Source organism: Amycolatopsis sp. PSD-21 (assembly GCF_055561455.1).
The window spans coordinates 3,353,883-3,370,925 of sequence record NZ_CM145712.1 but is presented as its reverse complement, the minus strand read 5'-3'; the positions used below and the strand labels follow the sequence as shown (position 1 = coordinate 3,370,925).

Below are 17,043 nucleotides of genomic sequence, written 5' to 3'. Positions count from 1 at the left end.
CCTGCTGCCCTCCTCCTGGGTCGCACCGTCGCTGGAAACGGTGCTTCCCTCATCCAACACCCACCGGGACCGATTCCTTCTCCTGACCCGACGGCGGATCACGAGGCGGGATCAGCCGCGGACGCGGGCCGCCTGCTCGCGCAGGGCCGCGACGGCCTTACCAGGGTCTTCGGCGCCGTAGACGGCGGAACCGGCGACGAAGCAGTCCACGCCGGCCTCGGCGGCCTGCTCGATGGTGTCGGCGTTGATCCCGCCGTCGATCTCCACGACGAGCTTGAGGTGGCCGGTGTCGACCAGGCGCCGCGCGGTGCGGACCTTGTCGAGGACGCCCTCGATGAACGACTGCCCGCCGAAACCGGGCTCGACCGACATCACCAGCAGCGTGTCGTAGTGCTTGAGGGTCTCGAGGTGGTCCTCGATCGGCGTGTTCGGCTTGATCGACAGGCCGGCCTTCGCCCCGGCGGCGCGCAGGTTCTTCGCCAGCGCGATCGGGTCGTGCGCGGCCTCGACGTGCACGGTGACGTTGTAGGCGCCCGCCTCGGCGTACCCGATGGCCCACTTGTCGGGGTTCTCGATCATCAGGTGGCAGTCGATCGGCACGTCGGTGGCCTTGAGCAGGGACTTCACCACGGGGAGCCCGAGGGTCAGGTTCGGCACGAAATGCGCGTCCATGACGTCGACGTGGACCCAGTCCGCGCGAGTGTCCCCCTCGCCCGCGACGGCGCGGATCTCGTCGCCGAGCCGGGCGAAGTCCGCGGAGAGGATGCTGGGTGCGATCAAAGGTCGGTGAGCCACGCGCCCGAGTGTAGGAGGGCGCCGCTAACGCCCGCTAACCGGCTGTGACCGGCGACCCGGTCTGGAGTATGACGCGAAATGGCACCGCAGTGGGAGGTGCGCGCACGCGTCGCCGAATAGCGTTCCCAGCATGGTCAACCCCTTCAAGCCCCTCGTGCGGATCGGCAGCTACCGCAGCGTCCCGTTCGGGCTCCTCGGCATGGTGATGACGGCCGTCCCGTTCCCGATCGCGCTCATCCCCGCCGTGCTGATCCCCGGCGACGTGCGGCTGAAACTCGTCTACGGGATGCTCGCGATGGGCGTGCTGGTCATGCTGGCCGGACTGCCGGGACCGATGCGGCGGGCCGGCATCTGGTTCTCCGACCAGATGCTGGGCACCCGCATCGCGCAGCCCCTGCCGAACACGAAGATCGCCTGGGCGGAGCGCTGGCGCTCGGCGGCGTGGCTGCTCGTGCACACCACCCTCGGCTGGATCCTGTTCGGCCTCGGCTGTTTCCTGATGCTCGGCTTCGTGTTCGCCGTGGTGTGGGCGGGAGGCGGCGGCAGCCCCATCGAGGTCTTCGGGGAACGGGTGACGATCGAACCTGGCACCGGCGGGCTGTGGACGCTGCCGATCGCGCTGCTCACCCTGGTCGTCATCGCCTACGTCCTCGCCGGGTTCACCAGGCTGTACCAGTACTGCGCGGTCGCCCTGCTGGGACCGTCGGCCACCGAACGCCTCGCGGCGGCCGAGGTGCGGGCGAACCACTTCGAGCAGCGCAACCGGCTGGCCCGCGAACTGCACGACTCCATCGGCCACACCTTGACGACGTCGACCATCCAGGCCGCCGCGGCCGCCGAACTGGTCGATTCCGAACCGCAACTGGTGCGCCGGGCGCTGGGCACCATCGAGGAGTCGTCGAGGGCGGCGCTCGAAGACCTCGACCACGTCCTCGGCCTGCTGCGGGAAGACCGGTCGTCCCGGGAACCCGAACGAAGGCTGATCGAGGCGGGCACGCTGGCCGAACGGGCCCGCGCGGGCGGCGCGGTGATCGACTACGAGCTGACCGGGCCCGCGGCGGAACTTCCCGCGACCCTGTCCAGGGAGGCGTACCGGATCGTCCAAGAAGGACTGACGAACGCGCTGCGGCACGCCCATCCCGGCCCGGTGACCGTGCGGGTCGCGGTGCTCGCCGACGCGTTGCGGATCGAGATCGTGAACCCGCTCGTGGCGCACGCGACCGCTTCGGGCCGCGGCGGCAACGGGCTGCCGGGGCTCACCGAACGCGTCGAAGCGCTGCGCGGCGAGCTCGTCGCGGGTCCCGCCGTCGACGGGGAACCGCTGTGGCGGCTGGTGACCACGATCCCGCTACGGTCGCGCTCATGACCCTGCGTGTCCTGATCGTCGACGACGAACCCTTGCTTCGGGCGGGATTGCGTTCACTGCTGGACAACCAGCCCGATCTGACCGTGGTCGGGGAGGCCGGTGACGGCGGCGAAGTGGTCGATCTGGTGCGGCGGACGCGTCCCGACGTGGTCCTGATGGACGTGCGCATGCCCGGGGTGGACGGGATCGAGGCGACCCGGCGGGTACTGGCCGGAATCCCCGAACCGCCGAAGGTCCTCGTGATCACGACGTTCGACAACGACGACTACGTCTACGACGCGCTGCTGGCCGGGGCGAGCGGATTCCTGCTGAAGCGGGCGCGCAAGGAGGAGTTCGCGCACGCCATCCGGACCATCGCCGCCGGGGAGACCCTGCTGTTCCCCGACGCCATCCGGCGGATGGTCACCGCGCGCCCGGCGCCGTCCGGCCTCGCTCCGCGGCCTTCCTCGCTGACGAAACGGGAGACCGAGGTACTGCGGCTCATCGCGACTGGGATGTCCAATGTGGACATAGCGGCCGAGCTGGTGATCAGCCTGGAAACCGTCAAGACCCATGTGGGCAACATCTTCGGGAAGCTGGGGGCGGCCAACCGCAGCCAAGCGGTGGTGTTCGCCTACGAAACCGGCGTGGTCGCACCCGGGCACAGCCTGCGCTGAACCTCTCTCGGTGCGCGGCCCCACGCCCGGCCATGTCGCGAAAGCCACTTTCGCGACGTCAGATGTCCCGAAAGTGGCTTTCGCGACCCGCGCCGGACGACGGTGGGCGGTCCGATGGGGCCAACTGGGGCAAACCCCAGTACGACGCGGGGGTTTACCCCATGGCTACCGCGCCCGAGCCTCCCTAGCTTGGAACCCATGCGAAAGTCCTTGCCAGGCAAGAAGATCATCGCCACCTGTTCCCTGGTCGCGCTGCTCGCCGCGACGACGGCCGCCCCGGCGCTCGCCGTGGGCGGCGGAGCCCGTCACGACGTCGGCGAAGCGCTGAAAACACTGGTGCAGGACGGAGTACCCGGCGCGCAGGCGACGGTGACGAACCCGTCCGGGCGGACGTGGTCGGAGCGCGAAGGCGTCGGCGACGTCGAGACCGGGACACCGTTCCCGCACGGTTCGAAGTTCCGGGCGGCCAGCGTCACCAAGACCTTCGTCGCCGTCGTGATCCTGCAGCTGGTCGCCGAGGGGAAGGTGCGGCTGGACACGCCGATCGAGCGGTACCTGCCGGGGCTCGTCGGCGGGAACGGCAACGACGGCACGAAGATCACCGTGCGCCAGCTGCTCCAGCACACCAGCGGGCTCTACGACTACGTCCGTGACCTCGACCTCGAAGAGTGGCGCCATCGCGGCGCGGAACCCGGAGAACTGGTGGCGATCGGCCTGGCACATCCGCCGGCGTTCGCCCCCGGGACGAGCTGGGCGTACTCCAACACCAACTACATCATCGCCGGGATGCTCATCGAGAAACTCACCGGCCGCTCCGTCGCCGACGAGATCCGGAGCAGGATCAGCGAGCCGCTGGGTCTGCGCGGAACCTCCCTGCCGCAGCGCGGGAACGAAGAGCTGCCGCGCCCGCACGCCAGGGGTTACGCGCCCGGGCCCGGCGGCCTCACCGATTACACCGAATTCGATCCGTCTGCCGCCGGCGCCTCCGGCGGGCTCGTTTCGACCGGTGAAGACCTGACCCGTTTCTACGGCGCGCTCGTCGACGGCAGGCTCCTGCCGCGCGCACAGCTGGCGGAGATGCAGCGGACCGTTCCTCGGCCCGGCGGTGTTCCCGGCTCGGAGTACGGCCTCGGCATCGCCTCCGTCCCACTGTCGTGCGGTGGCCGGTTCTGGGGGCACGGAGGGAACATCGTCGGCTACGCGAACCTGTCGGGCGCCGTCCCGCACGGCAGGCGGGTGAACGTCGTGGTGAACCAGAACCCGTTGCCGGACAAGGCGTCGAAAGACCTCACCAAGGCGCTCGACACCGGGTTCTGCGCCCGCTAGACCGGCGGCAGCAGGTCCAGCACGGAGGTCCACGAGGCCTCCGGGCTGAGCCGCGCGGTGGTGACCCCGGCGGAGGCGAGCGTGTCGAGATGGCGCCGCCACGCCGGATGGTGGATCCGCGTGTCCTGGATCTGGTAGCCCAGCACGATCGTGATGCCCGGCGTGCCGAGGACGTCGCCGAGCACGGTCAGCGCCTGGTTGTCGGCGATACCCAGCGCCAGCTTCGCCACGGAGTTGGCGGACGCGGGCGCGAACAGGAACACCTCGGGGTCCGGATGCGGGCGTGGCTCACCCGGCAGCCGGGAGGTCTCGCGGACCGGCAGCCGGGTGCATTTCTCCAGGTCGGCGAGCCCGCCGGTCTCCTGGAGCCAGCGGGCGGCGGTGGGGGTCAGCGTGATCGCGAGCTCCCAGCCACGGTCCGCGGCGGGTTTCGCGAGCTGTGCGGCGAACCGGGTGTCCAGTCCGCCGCACGAGCTCGCGACCAGGCCGAGGACCCTGCTCACCCGGCGGTGTCCGGCTTCCGCAGGATGGCGCAGAACATCGCGTCCGTGCCGTGACGGTGCGGCCACAACTGGACGTATGGGCCGTCGCCGAGCTGCGGGACCCCCGGGAAGAACTCCCGCGCGTCGACGATCTGGGCGCCGGCGCGGCGCGCGGTCTCCCCCACGACGCCTTCGGTCTCGGCCAGATGCGGCGAGCAGACGACGTAGGTGACGATGCCGCCGGGCCGGACCAGGTCCAGCGCCGCGGTGATCAGCTGGCCCTGCAGTTTCGTCAGATCCGAGATGTCGCTGGGCTGACGGCGCCAGCGTGCCTCGGGGCGGCGGCGGAGCGAGCCGAGACCGCTGCACGGCGCGTCGACCAGGACGCGGTCGTAACCCGGTTCGAGGCCGGTCTCGCGGCCGTCGGCGACGTGCACGGTCACCGGCAGGTCCTGGACGGCATTCTCGATCAGCTTCGCCCGGTGCGGCGCCTTCTCGACGGCGTCGACGGTCGCGCCGGCGGCCACCGCCAGCGCGCCGAGCAGCGCCGCCTTGCCACCCGGGCCGGCGCACAGGTCCAGCCACCGCACGTCGGGGCCGGAGCCGGAGAGCGGCACCCTGGTGACGGCGACGGCGCACAGCTGGCTGCCCTCGTCCTGCACCGCGGCCAGCTTCTCCTTGATCGGCTCGATGTCGCCGGGGTCGCCGGAGCCCGCGGGCATCCGGACGCCGTAGGGCGAGTACGGCGCGACGTCGCCACCGGTGATGGCGGCCAGCTCCTCCGCGCTGATCTCGCCGGGCCGGGCGACCAGGTGCACGTCGGGGCGGTCGTCGTCGGCCTCCAGGGCGGCCTTCAGCTCCGCTCCCTTGTCCCCCAAGGCTTCCGCGAACGATCGGGCGACCCAGCGCGGATGCGCCGTCCGCAGGGCGTAGGCCCCGATCGGGTCGACGGCCTCGTCGGGGGCCAGCTCGTTCAGCCAGGTCTCTTCGTCCTTTTCGGACACCGAGCGCAGTACGGCGTTCACGAAACCCGCGATCCACGAACCGACTTCGGCGCGAACGAGGTCCACAGTGGACCCGACGGCAGCGTGCTGGGGGATGCGGGTGCGCAGGAGCTGGTAGGCGCCGAGCCGCAGCCCGTCCAGCACGATGGCGTCCACCTTGGCCAGCGGCCGGTCGAGGCAGGCCTCGATGACGGCGTCCAGCATGCCGACCGCGCGGCAGGTGCCGTAGGTCAGCTCGGTGGCCAGCGCCGCGTCGCGGCCGGAGATCCGGCGGGTGCGCAGCAGCTGCGGCAGCACCAGGTTCGCGTACGCGTCGTCCTCCCGGACCGCGCGCAGGACGTCGAAGGCGACCTGACGAGCCGGGTCGATCTGCGGCGGGCGGCTCGGCCCCTCTTTACGCTGGCCGGGACGGCCGCGATCCGGCCTCGACGGCCGGCGTTCCCTACGCTCGTTCACTGCAGGCGCTCTCCTTGTTCGATCCTCGTACCGCGCGCCCAGTCGGTGGCCGCCATCCGCTTCTTCCCCTGCGCCTGCACCTCGCCCAGCCGCACCGGCTTCGACGCCGTGCCGACCAGGACCCGCTTGCGCTCCACGACCAGTTCGCCGGGCGGGGGCCCCGGCTCGTCGACGACCGTCACCGGTCCGAGCTTCAGCCGCTCGCCCCGGAACTCCGCCCAAGCGCCCGGTTCCGGCGTGACCGCGCGGATCTGCCGGTCGACGGCGGCGGCCGGGTCGGCGAACGAGACCCGCGCGTCCTCGACGGTCACCTTGGGCGCGTAGGTCATCCCGTCGCCGGTCTGCTCGACCGCGCGCAGCGTTCCGTCGGCGATTCCGTCCATCGTGGACACGAGCAGCTTCGCCCCGGACTCCGCCAGCCTGCCGAGCAGTTCCCCGGCGGTGTCGGTGGCGGTGATCTGCTCGGTGACCACGCCGAAGACCGGTCCCGCGTCGAGTTCCTTGACGATGCGGAAGGTCGAGGCGCCGGTGATCTCGTCCCCGGCGCGGATCGCGGCCTGGACCGGCGCGGCGCCACGCCACGCGGGCAGCAGCGAGAAGTGCAGGTTGACCCAGCCGTGCGCCGGGATGTCCAGCGCGGCTTGGGGCAGCAACGCCCCGTACGCGACCACCGGGCACGCGTCGGGCGCGATCTCCGCGAGCCGGGCGAGGAACGCGGGGTCGCTCGCCTTCGGCGGGGTCAGCACCTCGATCCCGTGCTCGTCGGCCAGCGCGCCGATCGGCGATCGGACCACCCGGCGGCCGCGGCCTGCCTGTGCGTCCGGGCGGGTCACGACGGCGACGACCTCGTGCCGCTCGGACGCCAGGAGCGCGCGCAGCGACGGGACGGCGGGTTCGGGGGTGCCGGCGAAGACGAGGCGCATCAACGCACCTCCGCCGGGGGGACGGGTACCTCTGACTGGGCGAACATCGCCGCTCAGTCTAGAAGGAGCTCACCACCCCGGCGCGCTCGCTCTCCCCTGGCACTCCGCTGAAGCGCGTGAAGGCCCCCTTCCCTCGGCTGAGCCGAGGGAAGGGGGCCTTCACGCGCGGTCCGGGCTACCTGGGCGGCCAGGGCAGCACGACGGCCGCCGAGCCGCCACCCCGGCGGGTCGGTTCGGCGGCGGCGAGCCACCGGCCGTCCCGCAGCCGTTCGACGCCGGTCGCCGCCCCGATCTCCGCGGGCGTCGTCGAGAAGCCCTGCCCCTTGGCCTTCAGCACCTTGAGCACCTCGGTCTGGTCCAGGAATGCCTGCTCGACCTGCGCGGCCGCCGAGTTCCGCTGGGAGGCGCGCGGTTCGGCGATCGCGTCGACGAGCTTCAGGCCGCGGTCGATCCGGCCGGTGAGGATCTGCAGCACCGTGGTGATGATCGACGCGCCACCGGGCGAGCCGACGGCGAGGAACGGCTTGCCGTGGTCGAGCACGATGGTCGGCGCCATCGACGAACGCGGCCGCTTGGCCGGGCCCGGCAGGTTCGGGTCGGGCACGCCCGGCGTCACCGGGGTGAAGGAGAAGTCGGTCAGTTCGTTGTTGAGCAGGAATCCGCGGCCCGGCACGACGATGCCGCTGCCACCCTCCTGCTCGATGGTCAACGTGTACGCGACGACGTTGCCCCACCGGTCGGCGACCGTGAGGTGCGTGGTGTTCTCGCCCTCGTACGGCGTCGGCGCGGGGTTCGTCCCCGCCACGCACGGCGTGGGCTTGCGCGGGTCGGCGGGCGCGACCGGGCTCGTCCCGGCCTTCGCGGGGTCGATCAGGCACGCGCGGCTGTCGGCGAACTTCTGGCTGATCAGTTCCTTCGCCGGGACGTCGACGAAGGCCGGGTCACCGATCCACCGGTTGCGGTCGGCGAAGGCGTACCGCGTCGACTCCAGGAAGTAGTGCAGGTAGTCGGCCTTCTCCAGCTTGGAGAGCTTCGTGTTCTCGAGGATGTTCAGCGCTTCGCCGACGGTCAGCCCACCGGACGACGGCGCGGGCATGCCGTAGACGTCGAGGCCGCGGTACTTCGTCTTGGTCGGCTTCCGCTCGACGACGCGGTACTTCGCGAGGTCGGCCGCCGTCATGTCGCCAGGGCGCACCTTAAGCGTCGACGCGGGGTCCACCGGCGGCTTCCGGACGGTGTCGACGACGTCCGCGCCGATCGGGCCGCGGTAGAGCACGTCGGTGCCCTTCGCCGCGAGCTGCGCGTACGTGCCCGCGAGGTCCGGGTTCTTGAACGTCGAGCCGACCGCGGGCGGCGCGCCGCCGGGCAGGTACAGCGACCTGGTCGAGGGGAACGCGGAGAAGCGGGCGGCGTTGTTCGCGATCTGGGTGTTGAAGGTCTGGTCAACGGTGAAGCCCTTGCGGGCGAGCTCTTCGGCGGGCTTGACCGCCTTCGCCAGCGACCTGGTCCCCCATTTGCGGAGGGCTTCGTCCCAGGTGGCGGGTGTGCCGGGCACGCCGACGCCCAACCCGCTGGTCACCGCTTCGGGGAACGGGATCGCCTTGCCGTTCTCGACGAAGAGGTTCTCGTTCGCCGTCGACGGCGCGGTCTCGCGGCCGTCGAGGGTGTGCACCTTGCCGGTGCGCGCGTCGTAGTAGACGAAGAAGCCGCCACCGCCGAACCCGGCGGAGAACGGGTCGGTGACGCCGAGCGCGGCGGCCGTCGCGACGGCGGCGTCGACGGCGTTTCCGCCCTCACGCAGGATCTTCGTGCCGATCGCGGTCGCGTCCGCGTCGATACTCGACACCGCGCCCAGATAGCCGACGGCGGTCGGCGACTTGGGTGTCGGTGGTGCCGCGGCCGCGGTACCCGGCGCGGCGGTGCCGACCAGTGCGGCGATCGCGGTGACTGCGGTGATGCGTCCCAGAGTGCTTCTGTGCGCGGCCATGGCGCGAGTCTGCCCCGCCTGTCCACCTCGGACAAGACCCGGCCGGACCTGCGAACGTCGGTAGTGCCGGCGGGCCTCGGTGAGAAGAATGCGGCCCATGAAGACACCCGGCAGGCGGTGGAGCGCGCTCCTCCCGCTGCTCATCGCACTCCCCGTCCTCGCTGTCCCCGGCGTCGCGCAGGCCGAAGAGGCGCGTGCCTGCTTCGACGCCTCCGCCGCGATCACCGTGGAGGAGAAGCGGCTCACCGCGACCCTGCCTTCGGGTGGGCCGGCGGTCGGTCCGGAGCTCGTCCGGCTCGCCGGATTCGACAAGCTCGTCTCCGATTTCACGGCCCGCCTGTGCGCGACGAAGACCGCTTTGCGCGCCGGGAAGCTCGCCGAGACCGCCGGTGACGGGCTCTGGCGGACCGCCGTCGACCGCGCGCAGGGCCGCCGTCCCGATCTCGGCAGCATCGACAAGGCCGACGACCGGCCGCTGTACTGGGCGCGTCTGCAGATGAGCAAGGCGCTGCGGCAGTGGACGCCGCGCTTCCCGCTGTCCGCGCCCGCCCGCGCGGAGCTGCTGAAGACGTTCGACTTCGGCGCCCGCGGGCTCGACGACGCCCGTTTCCCGTCCGGCCAGAAGCTGCGACGCGTACTGGTGAGCGGCTTCGACCCGTTCACCCTCAACGGCGCGGGCGTCCGCATCGCGAACCCGTCGGGCGCGGCCGCGCTGCATCTGGACGGCAAGGTGATCGACACCCCGACCGGGCCGGCGCGGGTGCAGGCCGTCTCGTTCCCGGTGGTGTGGAGCTACTTCGACGCGGGCATCGTCGAGGCGGCCTATGGCCGGGCGTTCCAGGACCGCTTCCGCCGTCCGGAGCTGATCATGACGATCAGCCAGGGCCGTCCCGGCCGCTTCGACATCGAACGCTGGGCCGGTGCCTGGCGCGGTGGTTCGCCGGACAACCTCGACGAGCCCGTCCGCGGCCCGGTCCCGCCCGCCGACGGCTGGCCGCAGCCGGACGTCCAGTTCATCGAAACCACGCTGCCGTACGAAAAGATGCTCGCCGCGCCCGCCGGGGCGTACCAGGTGCTGTACAACCAGGCGTTCTGCGTCTGGCCCGACAGCACGAAGCCGGGCACAGGAACCGCGGTGTGCCGGACGGACGCGCCGAAGCCCGGCGAGATCGCCGCTTCGGGCGGCGGCGGCAACTATCTGTCGAACGAGTCCATGTACCGCAGCAACCGGCTGCGGACCGGCCTCGGCCTGGACGGGATCGCGGGCGGGCATCTGCACACACCCGTCCTCGGCACACCAGCCGATCCTTCGGCGCTGACCGACGCCGATTTCGAGGCGCGGCGGGCGGCGATCTCGTCGCAGATCGTCACCCTGCTCACTGCCGCCTTGGGTGACTCCGCCGCGAAGCCCGCTTCGCCCGCTCCGGGCGCTTCGGCCCGCGCCGACGTCCTCGCCGCCCCCGGCACGACCCTCTGACGCCAGGCATTTCGTCCTCTGAGTGCGCTCCTTGCACGCGCAACTACCGCATCCAGAGGACGAAATGCGGGGGTCAGATGAGCTCCAGGGGGTCCAGCTGGATCCGGATGGGTTCCGGGGCCTTGCGCGCGTCCCGGCGCGCGGCGGCGGCGTGGACGGCGGCGGCGAGCGCCTTCCCATCCGGGCGTGCGACGCGCACCAGTGCCCGTTCGCGTTCGGCGTTGCCGTCCTCGTCGACCTCGCCGAGCGGCACCGGGCCCAGCACCTCACCGGTCTCCGGGAGGGCGAGGTCGTCGAGCAGTCCCGCGACCGCGTCCGGCGTGCCCTCGATACTCGCCATCCGCATCGCGGGCGGGAACCCGAGTTCGCGCCGCTCCGCCAGTTCCAGGCTCGCGTGCCAGCCCGGATCCCAGCGCACCAATGCCTGCACGACCGACAAGCCCGCTTCCGCGCCGACGAACACGCGACCGCCTTCGGTCCCCGGCCGCACCAGGGCCGCGGCCGCCATCCAGCGGCGCAGGGTCTCCTCCCCCGCGCGCAGGTCCTGCCGTCCGAGCAGCGCCCAGCCGTCGAGCAGCAGCGCCGCGCCGTAGCCGCCTTCCGCGACCGGCTCGGCTCCGGGCGTGCACACCACCAGCGCCGGTTTTCCGGGCACCGACGCCAAAACCTCCGTCGCGCCCGAGGTCCGCACGGGGAAGCCGGAGAACGCCCGGCCCAGTTCTTCCGCGGTCCGCTTGGAGCCGACGACGACCGCCCGCAGCCGGACGGAACCGCAAGCGGCGCAATGGAAGTTCGTCTCGGGGACACCACACCACCGGCACGCGGGCGGCCTCGGCGAGCCGTCGATCAGCCCGCCGGGCAAGGACAACGGGCCGGCGCAACGACGGCAATGCGCCGACGTCCGGCAGTTGCCACAAGCGAGCCCCGGGACATAACCGCGACGCGGAACCTGGACCAGCACGGGGAATCCGCCGGCCAGCGACTGCCGCGCAGCCTCGAACGCGACCGACGGGAGCCGCGCGGCCTTCGCCGCTTCGTCCCGGGCGACGTCGAAGTCCTCGCCGACCGGCGTGACCCGCGGCGCGGCCGCCCGCAGTTCGGGGCGGGCCGCCACGAGCGGCTGCGCCCAGCCCGATTCCACCAGGAACTGCGCCTCGGCGGTCCGCGCGAACCCGGCGACGAGCATGGATCCCTTCGCGGCGTGCGCGCGATCCATCAGCACGTCGCGAACGTGCGGGTACGGCGCGTGCTGGTCGAGGTGGACGTCGTCGCCGTCGTCCCACACCACGAACAGGCCGGGATCGGCGACCGGCGCGAACATCGCCGCGCGTGTGCCGACGACGACGCGCACCGCGCCGCGCAGCACCGCGAGCCACCGGCGATAGCGCTCGGCGGGCCCCAGCCCGGCGATCAGCGCGACCACGGAATCGGCGCCCAGCAAGGAAACACACGCGTCGTGGAGCCGTGTCAGGTCGCGATGGTCGGGAACCACCATGACGACACCCCGGCCAGCGGCGGCCGCGACGGCGGCGGCTTCGGCGAGGCGGCGAGGCCAGTCCTCGCCCGGAAGCGCCTGCCAGACGGCGTTGGCGGGACGCCGTTCCGCGACGGCCTCCAGGAACGCCGGACCGCTCTGGTACTTCTCCCAGGCGGTGGTTTCGGGCGGCTCCGGTGCCGGCGCGGGTTCGGCGGGCGGTTCGGCCTCGACCTTCGCGTGCCGGGACGGGATCGCGAGCCGCAGGACGTCGCTGAGCGTGCCACCGTACCGGTCCGCGACGGACCTGCAGAGCGTGTGCAGCGCCGGAGGCAGCACCGGCTCGCTGGAGGTCACCCGGTCGATGTACGCGAGCTTCCCGGTGAACTCGGTGGTGTCGGCGCGTTCGACGAGGTACCCGTCGACGAGCTGGCCCGCGAACCGGACGCGGACCCGGCAGCCGGGTACGGCGGCTTCGTGCAGCTTCTCGGGGATCCGGTAGTCGAAGGTGCGGTCGAGGTGCGTGAGCGGGATGTCCACGACGATCCGGGCGACCGGGTTCTCGGGCGCGGGGTTCTGCGCGCCGCGACGGCTGGCCGTTTTCGCGCGCGCCGGCTTGGCCTTCCGCGCCGGCTCGGCTTTCGGCTCCGGAAGGTCCCACAGCGGGGTCGGTTCGGGACTGCTGCTCACCCGGTGATCTGTACCAGACTCGGTCGCCAGTGCCGGTCACCGCGTGCGATGAACGGTCCGCTGCTTGCGAAATTTGCCAGGAACGGACCGTTCATCGCACGCGTACCGCGCAGGTCAAGGTGGTCGCGAGTGGCGATTCGGGTTAGGACCAAGGGTGTCTTTGTGTACCTACTGCGGGTGCACGGGTGGCGTCTTCGCGTGTCGTCTTGTAGCGCCGGGGTTCTGTTGGGTGCTGGGCTCGACCGGGGGTTGCGAAAGCCACTTTCGCAACCTTCAACGTTGCGAAAGTGGCTTTCGCAACGTCGGCTGCGGCCGGGCCCGCCACCGCCCTGACGAGCATGTCGCTACTTCCAGCAGGCAGACGTAGTGAAGGCCTCCTTCCCTACCCTCAAGGTAGGCAAGGAGGCCTTCACGGACGGAACGACGGATCAGGCGCCCGCGGCCGACTTCAGGTCCGCGGCCCGCGCCGTGCTCTCCCACGGGAGCTCCAGCTCGGGACGGCCGAAGTGGCCGTACGCGGCCGTCGGCGCGTAGATCGGGCGAAGCAGGTCGAGGTCGCGGATGATCGCGGCCGGACGCAGGTCGAAGACCTCCTGGATGGCGGCCTGGATCTTCGACGGGTCGACCGTCTCGGTGCCGAAGGTCTCGACGAAGAGGCCCACCGGGGCCGCCTTGCCGATCGCGTACGCGACCTGGACCTCGGCGCGCGAGGCGAGCCCGGCGGCGATGACGTTCTTCGCCACCCAGCGCATCGCGTACGCGGCCGAGCGGTCCACCTTGGACGGGTCCTTGCCGGAGAACGCGCCGCCACCGTGACGGGCCATGCCGCCGTAGGTGTCGACGATGATCTTGCGGCCGGTCAGGCCGGCGTCGCCCATCGGGCCGCCGATGACGAAGCGGCCGGTCGGGTTGACCAGCAGCCGCACGTTGGAGGTGTCGAGGCCGAGGTCGGCGATCTCCGGGGCGACCACGTGCTCGCGGACGTCGACGCCGAGCATCTGCTCGAGGTCGATGCCGTCGGCGTGCTGGGTGGACACGACCACCGTGTCGAGCCGCACCGGCTGGTCGCCGGCGTACTCGATGGTGACCTGGGTCTTGCCGTCCGGGCGCAGGTACGGCAGCACGCCGTCCTTGCGGACCCTGGTCAGCCGCTGCGAGAGCCGGTGCGCCAGCGCGATCGGCAGCGGCATCAGCTCGGGGGTGTCCGAGCAGGCGTAGCCGAACATCAGGCCCTGGTCGCCCGCACCCTGGCGGTTGATCTCGTCCTCGTCGGACTCGACGCGGGACTCGTACGCCGTGTCGACACCCTGCGCGATGTCCGGCGACTGGGAGCCGATCGCGACGTTGACGCCGCAGGAGTTGCCGTCGAAACCCTTGGCCGAAGAGTCGTAGCCGATCTTCAGGATCACGTCGCGGACGATGGTCGGGATGTCCGCGTAGGCCTCGGTGGTCACCTCTCCGGCGACGTGCACCTGCCCGGTGGTGATGAGGGTTTCGACCGCGACCCGGCTGCGCGGGTCTTTAGCCAGCAGACCGTCCAGGATCGAGTCGCTGATGGCATCGCAAATTTTGTCGGGATGACCTTCGGTCACCGATTCCGACGTGAACAGTCTGCTCGTGGACGCGCTCACGGTGGCCGTCACTCCCTCACCTAGACGTCTGATGCCCAGTAAGTTAGGCACCCCTCAGCTTGCAATCAAGCCTACTGACTATCGCTGGGCGGGCTCTCAACGCTTCATCAAGGTCACAACAGCATCCCACAATGTGGACGCCAGTTCAGCCTTGGCGCCGAGGGGGATCGGGATCTCGGTGCCGTCGGCCCCGAGCAGCCAGCCCGAGTTGTCCTCTGTACCGAAGGCCTTCCCCTCACCGACGGCGTTCACCACCAGCAGGTCCGCGCCCTTGCGCTTCAGTTTGACCCTGGCGTGATCCAGTACGCCGCCCTTGTCGTCCCCGGTTTCGGCGGCGAAACCGACGACCACCTGGCCGTTCGCCCGGTTTCGCACCAGTTCGGCCAGGATGTCCGCGTTGCGCGCGAGCTCGACCACGGGGTCCGGCGCGTCATCGGACTTCTTGATCTTGTGGTCCGCCCGGTTGGACGGCCGGAAATCGGCGACGGCGGCGGCCATCACCACGACGTCGGCGGTGGCGGCCTCGGCGTGCATCGCCTGGCGCAGTTCCTCGGCGGTCGACACGTGGACGACCTTCGCGCCCGCGGGCTCCGGCAGCGCGATGGTGTGCGCGGCGACCAGCGTGACTTCGGCGCCGCGCTGGGCGGCGACGCGGGCCAGCGCGTAGCCCTGTTTGCCCGACGAACGGTTGCCCAGATACCGGACCGGGTCCAGCGGCTCACGGGTGCCGCCCGCCGAGATGGCCACGCGCACGCCTTCGAGGTCGCGCGGGAGGGCCTTCGGCACGGCGAGCAGGAGCCGGGCGAGGTCGACGATCTCGGCGGGGTCGGCGAGCCGCCCCTTGCCGGTGTCCTTGCCGGTCAGCCTGCCGGCGGCGGGTTCGGCGACGACCAGGCCGCGTGAACGCAGCAGCGCCACGTTGTCGCGGGTGGCCGGGTGCTCCCACATCTCGGTGTGCATCGCCGGGAAGAAGGCGACCGGGCACCGGGCGGTGAGCAGGGTGTTGGTCAGCAGGTCGTCCGCGATGCCGTGCGCGGCCTTGGCGAGCAGGTTCGCCGTGGCGGGCACGACGATCACCAGATCGGCTTCCTTGCCGACGCGGACATGCTGGACCTCGGGCACCTCGGTGAACACGCCGGTGTGCACCGGGTTCCCGGACAGTGCCTCGAAGGTGGCCGCGCCGACGAAGTTCAGCGCGGCTTCGGTGGGGACCACGCGGACGTCGTGACCGGTTTCGGTCAGTCCGCGCAGGACCTCACAGGCCTTGTAGGCGGCGATCCCGCCACCTACGCCCAGGACGATCTTGGGTTTACTCAACGGTGTACTCGGCGATTCCGCGCGGCACCGCGATCGGGCTGCCAGGGCATGTCACTTCGACGACCTCGCTCACGCTGATCAACGCCCTGCCATCCCGATAGCGGGGCCTTCGGCAGGCCCGCGCCCTACTGTCGCCTTGACAGCCGCCGCGGCCATCGAGGTCTTACTCACCCTCGGTGTGCTCGAGCAGGCCGCCGTGGATCTCGCGCAGGGCGATGGACAGCGGCTTCTCACGCGGGCCCGGCTCGACCAGCGGGCCGACGTACTCCAGCAGGCCCTCGCCCAGCTGGGCGTAGTAGTCGTTGATCTGACGAGCGCGCTTGGCCGAGTAGATCACCAGCGCGTACTTCGAGCTGACCTTCTCGAGGAGGTCGTCGATGGGCGGGTTGGTGATGCCTTCGAGCTCTTCGTGCAGCGTGGCCTGAGTCGTCACTCGTGGTGCTCCGAATCTTCGGGTTACTTGTCGCCGGTTATCAAGTTTAGCAACTGCTCAGCGGCCTCTCGCACGTCGGCGTTGACGACGCGCTCGTCGAACTCCCCGGCGGCGGCGAGTTCGCGTTCGGCCTCGGCCAGCCTGGCCTTCACCGCGGCTTCGTTCTCGGTACCGCGGCCGGTCAGCCTGCCGACCAGTTCCTCCCACGACGGCGGCATCAGCATCACCAGCCGGGCCTCCGGCATCGCCCTGCGGACCTGCCGCGCGCCCTGGAGTTCGATCTCCAGTATCGCGTTGCGGCCTTCGGCGAGCACCCGCTCGACGGGCCCGCGCGGGGTGCCGTAGCAGTTGCCCGCGAACTCGGCGTGTTCGAGCAGTTCGCCGCCGGCGACCATACGGTCGAACTCGGCCCGGTCGATGAAGTGGTAGTGCTCGCCGTCCACCTCACCCGGCCTCGGCTTCCTGGTGGTCACCGAGACGCTGAAATAGATCTCCGGATCCAGCTTGCGCAGCTCCTTGGCCACGCTCGACTTCCCGACCCCCGAAGGCCCTGAGACGACCGTGAGCCGGTGCCGGGATTCGACTCCCGCCACCGGCTCACCGCCGCGGTCAGCGCCCGGGTTCACCGGGTGGTCCTGACCGATGCCGCTCACTCGCCGCTGAATTCGGCCAGCAGCGCCTTGCGCTGCCGGTCGCCGAGGCCGCGAAGACGACGGCTGGGTGCGATCTCCAGTCGTTCCATGGTCTGCTGGGCACGGACCTTGCCGACGCCCGGAAGAGCCTCGAGCAGAGCCGAGACCTTCATCTTGCCGAGGACTTCGTTCTCCTCGGCCTGCTTCAACACGTCGACCAGAGTGGTACCGCCCCGCTTCAGCCGCTCCTTCAGCTCAGCACGGATGCGGCGGGCGGCGGCGGCCTTCTCCAGCGCCGCAGCGCGCTGTTCCTCTGTCAGCTGGGGAAGTGCCACGTTTTCCTCCGGTAGTTCTCAAATCTGGGTGGGTGTGGCGACGGTACCCACCCGTTACC

At 71.1% G+C, this 17,043-nt stretch carries 15 protein-coding genes; 4 read left to right on the top strand and 11 right to left on the bottom strand.

What is annotated here, in order from left to right; translation table 11 throughout:
* Nucleotides 1-111: 111 nt before the first annotated feature.
* A complete protein-coding gene (gene rpe / locus ACZ1DY_RS16350) occupies nt 112-780 on the bottom strand; it encodes a ribulose-phosphate 3-epimerase (protein WP_126731931.1) in 669 nt (222 codons plus the stop codon).
* A 145-nt stretch (nt 781-925) separates the two neighbouring features.
* Here rpe and ACZ1DY_RS16345 point away from each other — a divergent pair, with 145 nt between their 5' ends.
* The 3 genes from ACZ1DY_RS16345 to ACZ1DY_RS16335 all read left to right on the top strand — a co-directional run bounded on the left by ACZ1DY_RS16345 (nt 926) and on the right by ACZ1DY_RS16335 (nt 4,143).
* Nucleotides 926-2,161, top strand: coding sequence for a sensor histidine kinase (locus ACZ1DY_RS16345; RefSeq protein ID WP_465484844.1), 1,236 nt, complete (start codon nt 926-928; stop codon nt 2,159-2,161).
* A complete protein-coding gene (locus ACZ1DY_RS16340; RefSeq protein ID WP_126731738.1) occupies nt 2,158-2,817 on the top strand; it encodes a response regulator transcription factor in 660 nt (219 codons plus the stop codon). Before ACZ1DY_RS16345 ends, ACZ1DY_RS16340 begins: the two co-directional genes overlap by 4 nt.
* A gap of 198 nt (nt 2,818-3,015) precedes the next feature.
* Nucleotides 3,016-4,143: a serine hydrolase domain-containing protein gene (locus tag ACZ1DY_RS16335; RefSeq protein WP_465484843.1), complete on the top strand. Its 1,128-nt coding sequence runs from the start codon at nt 3,016-3,018 to the stop codon at nt 4,141-4,143.
* On the opposite strand, the gene ACZ1DY_RS16330 is transcribed toward ACZ1DY_RS16335, so the two are convergent.
* From ACZ1DY_RS16330 to ggt, 4 genes are all read right to left on the bottom strand, one after another.
* Nucleotides 4,140-4,646 (bottom strand): flavoprotein, encoded by a 507-nt coding sequence (locus tag ACZ1DY_RS16330; protein ID WP_465484842.1) that lies wholly within the window; start codon nt 4,644-4,646, stop codon nt 4,140-4,142. The genes ACZ1DY_RS16335 and ACZ1DY_RS16330 overlap by 4 nt on opposite strands.
* Nucleotides 4,643-6,085 (bottom strand): RsmB/NOP family class I SAM-dependent RNA methyltransferase, encoded by a 1,443-nt coding sequence (locus ACZ1DY_RS16325; protein ID WP_126731735.1) that lies wholly within the window; start codon nt 6,083-6,085, stop codon nt 4,643-4,645. The genes ACZ1DY_RS16330 and ACZ1DY_RS16325 overlap by 4 nt, the downstream gene beginning before the upstream one ends.
* Nucleotides 6,082-7,008 (bottom strand): methionyl-tRNA formyltransferase, encoded by a 927-nt coding sequence (fmt, locus tag ACZ1DY_RS16320; protein ID WP_257487742.1) that lies wholly within the window; start codon nt 7,006-7,008, stop codon nt 6,082-6,084. Before fmt ends, ACZ1DY_RS16325 begins: the two co-directional genes overlap by 4 nt.
* 175 nt (nt 7,009-7,183) lie before the next feature.
* Complete coding sequence (gene ggt / locus ACZ1DY_RS16315; protein ID WP_257487743.1) at nt 7,184-8,995, bottom strand: gamma-glutamyltransferase; 1,812 nt, start codon at nt 8,993-8,995, stop codon at nt 7,184-7,186.
* 97 nt (nt 8,996-9,092) lie between these two features.
* Between ggt and ACZ1DY_RS16310 the strand changes: the two genes are divergently transcribed.
* The gene (locus ACZ1DY_RS16310) at nt 9,093-10,472 is read left to right on the top strand and encodes a pyroglutamyl-peptidase I (protein ID WP_465484841.1); all 1,380 of its coding nucleotides are present in this window, start codon (nt 9,093-9,095) and stop codon (nt 10,470-10,472) included.
* Nucleotides 10,473-10,545: 73 nt separating this feature from the next.
* On the opposite strand, the gene ACZ1DY_RS16305 is transcribed toward ACZ1DY_RS16310, so the two are convergent.
* The 6 genes from ACZ1DY_RS16305 to mihF form a co-directional block, all read right to left on the bottom strand.
* Nucleotides 10,546-12,636 carry a primosomal protein N' gene (locus ACZ1DY_RS16305; RefSeq protein WP_457955905.1) on the bottom strand — a complete coding sequence of 697 codons (2,091 nt, stop codon included), beginning with the start codon at nt 12,634-12,636 and terminating at the stop codon, nt 10,546-10,548.
* A gap of 428 nt (nt 12,637-13,064) precedes the next feature.
* Nucleotides 13,065-14,267 (bottom strand): methionine adenosyltransferase, encoded by a 1,203-nt coding sequence (metK, locus tag ACZ1DY_RS16300; protein ID WP_185927028.1) that lies wholly within the window; start codon nt 14,265-14,267, stop codon nt 13,065-13,067.
* A 96-nt stretch (nt 14,268-14,363) separates the two neighbouring features.
* Nucleotides 14,364-15,584 (bottom strand): bifunctional phosphopantothenoylcysteine decarboxylase/phosphopantothenate--cysteine ligase CoaBC, encoded by a 1,221-nt coding sequence (gene coaBC, locus ACZ1DY_RS16295; protein WP_257487746.1) that lies wholly within the window; start codon nt 15,582-15,584, stop codon nt 14,364-14,366.
* A gap of 163 nt (nt 15,585-15,747) precedes the next feature.
* On the bottom strand, nt 15,748-16,017 hold the full coding sequence (rpoZ, locus tag ACZ1DY_RS16290) for a DNA-directed RNA polymerase subunit omega (protein ID WP_005152353.1): 270 nt from the start codon (nt 16,015-16,017) through the stop codon (nt 15,748-15,750).
* 23 nt (nt 16,018-16,040) lie between these two features.
* Nucleotides 16,041-16,670, bottom strand: a complete 630-nt coding sequence (gene gmk, locus ACZ1DY_RS16285; protein WP_126731728.1) for a guanylate kinase — start codon at nt 16,668-16,670, stop codon at nt 16,041-16,043.
* Nucleotides 16,667-16,984, bottom strand: coding sequence for an integration host factor, actinobacterial type (mihF, locus tag ACZ1DY_RS16280; RefSeq protein ID WP_003096398.1), 318 nt, complete (start codon nt 16,982-16,984; stop codon nt 16,667-16,669). Before mihF ends, gmk begins: the two co-directional genes overlap by 4 nt.
* Between the last annotated feature and the right edge of the window lie 59 nt (nt 16,985-17,043).

Bases quoted from the DNA above. Each gene is read 5' to 3' on its own strand.
- ACZ1DY_RS16345 (WP_465484844.1), top strand. From the start codon at position 926: ATGGTCAACCCCTTCAAGCCCCTCGTGCGGATCGGCAGCTACCGCAGC.
- ACZ1DY_RS16340 (WP_126731738.1), top strand. From the start codon at position 2,158: ATGACCCTGCGTGTCCTGATCGTCGACGACGAACCCTTGCTTCGGGCG.
- ACZ1DY_RS16335 (WP_465484843.1), top strand. From the start codon at position 3,016: ATGCGAAAGTCCTTGCCAGGCAAGAAGATCATCGCCACCTGTTCCCTG.
- fmt (WP_257487742.1), bottom strand. From the start codon at position 7,008: ATGCGCCTCGTCTTCGCCGGCACCCCCGAACCCGCCGTCCCGTCGCTG.
- ggt (WP_257487743.1), bottom strand. From the start codon at position 8,995: ATGGCCGCGCACAGAAGCACTCTGGGACGCATCACCGCAGTCACCGCG.
- ACZ1DY_RS16310 (WP_465484841.1), top strand. From the start codon at position 9,093: ATGAAGACACCCGGCAGGCGGTGGAGCGCGCTCCTCCCGCTGCTCATC.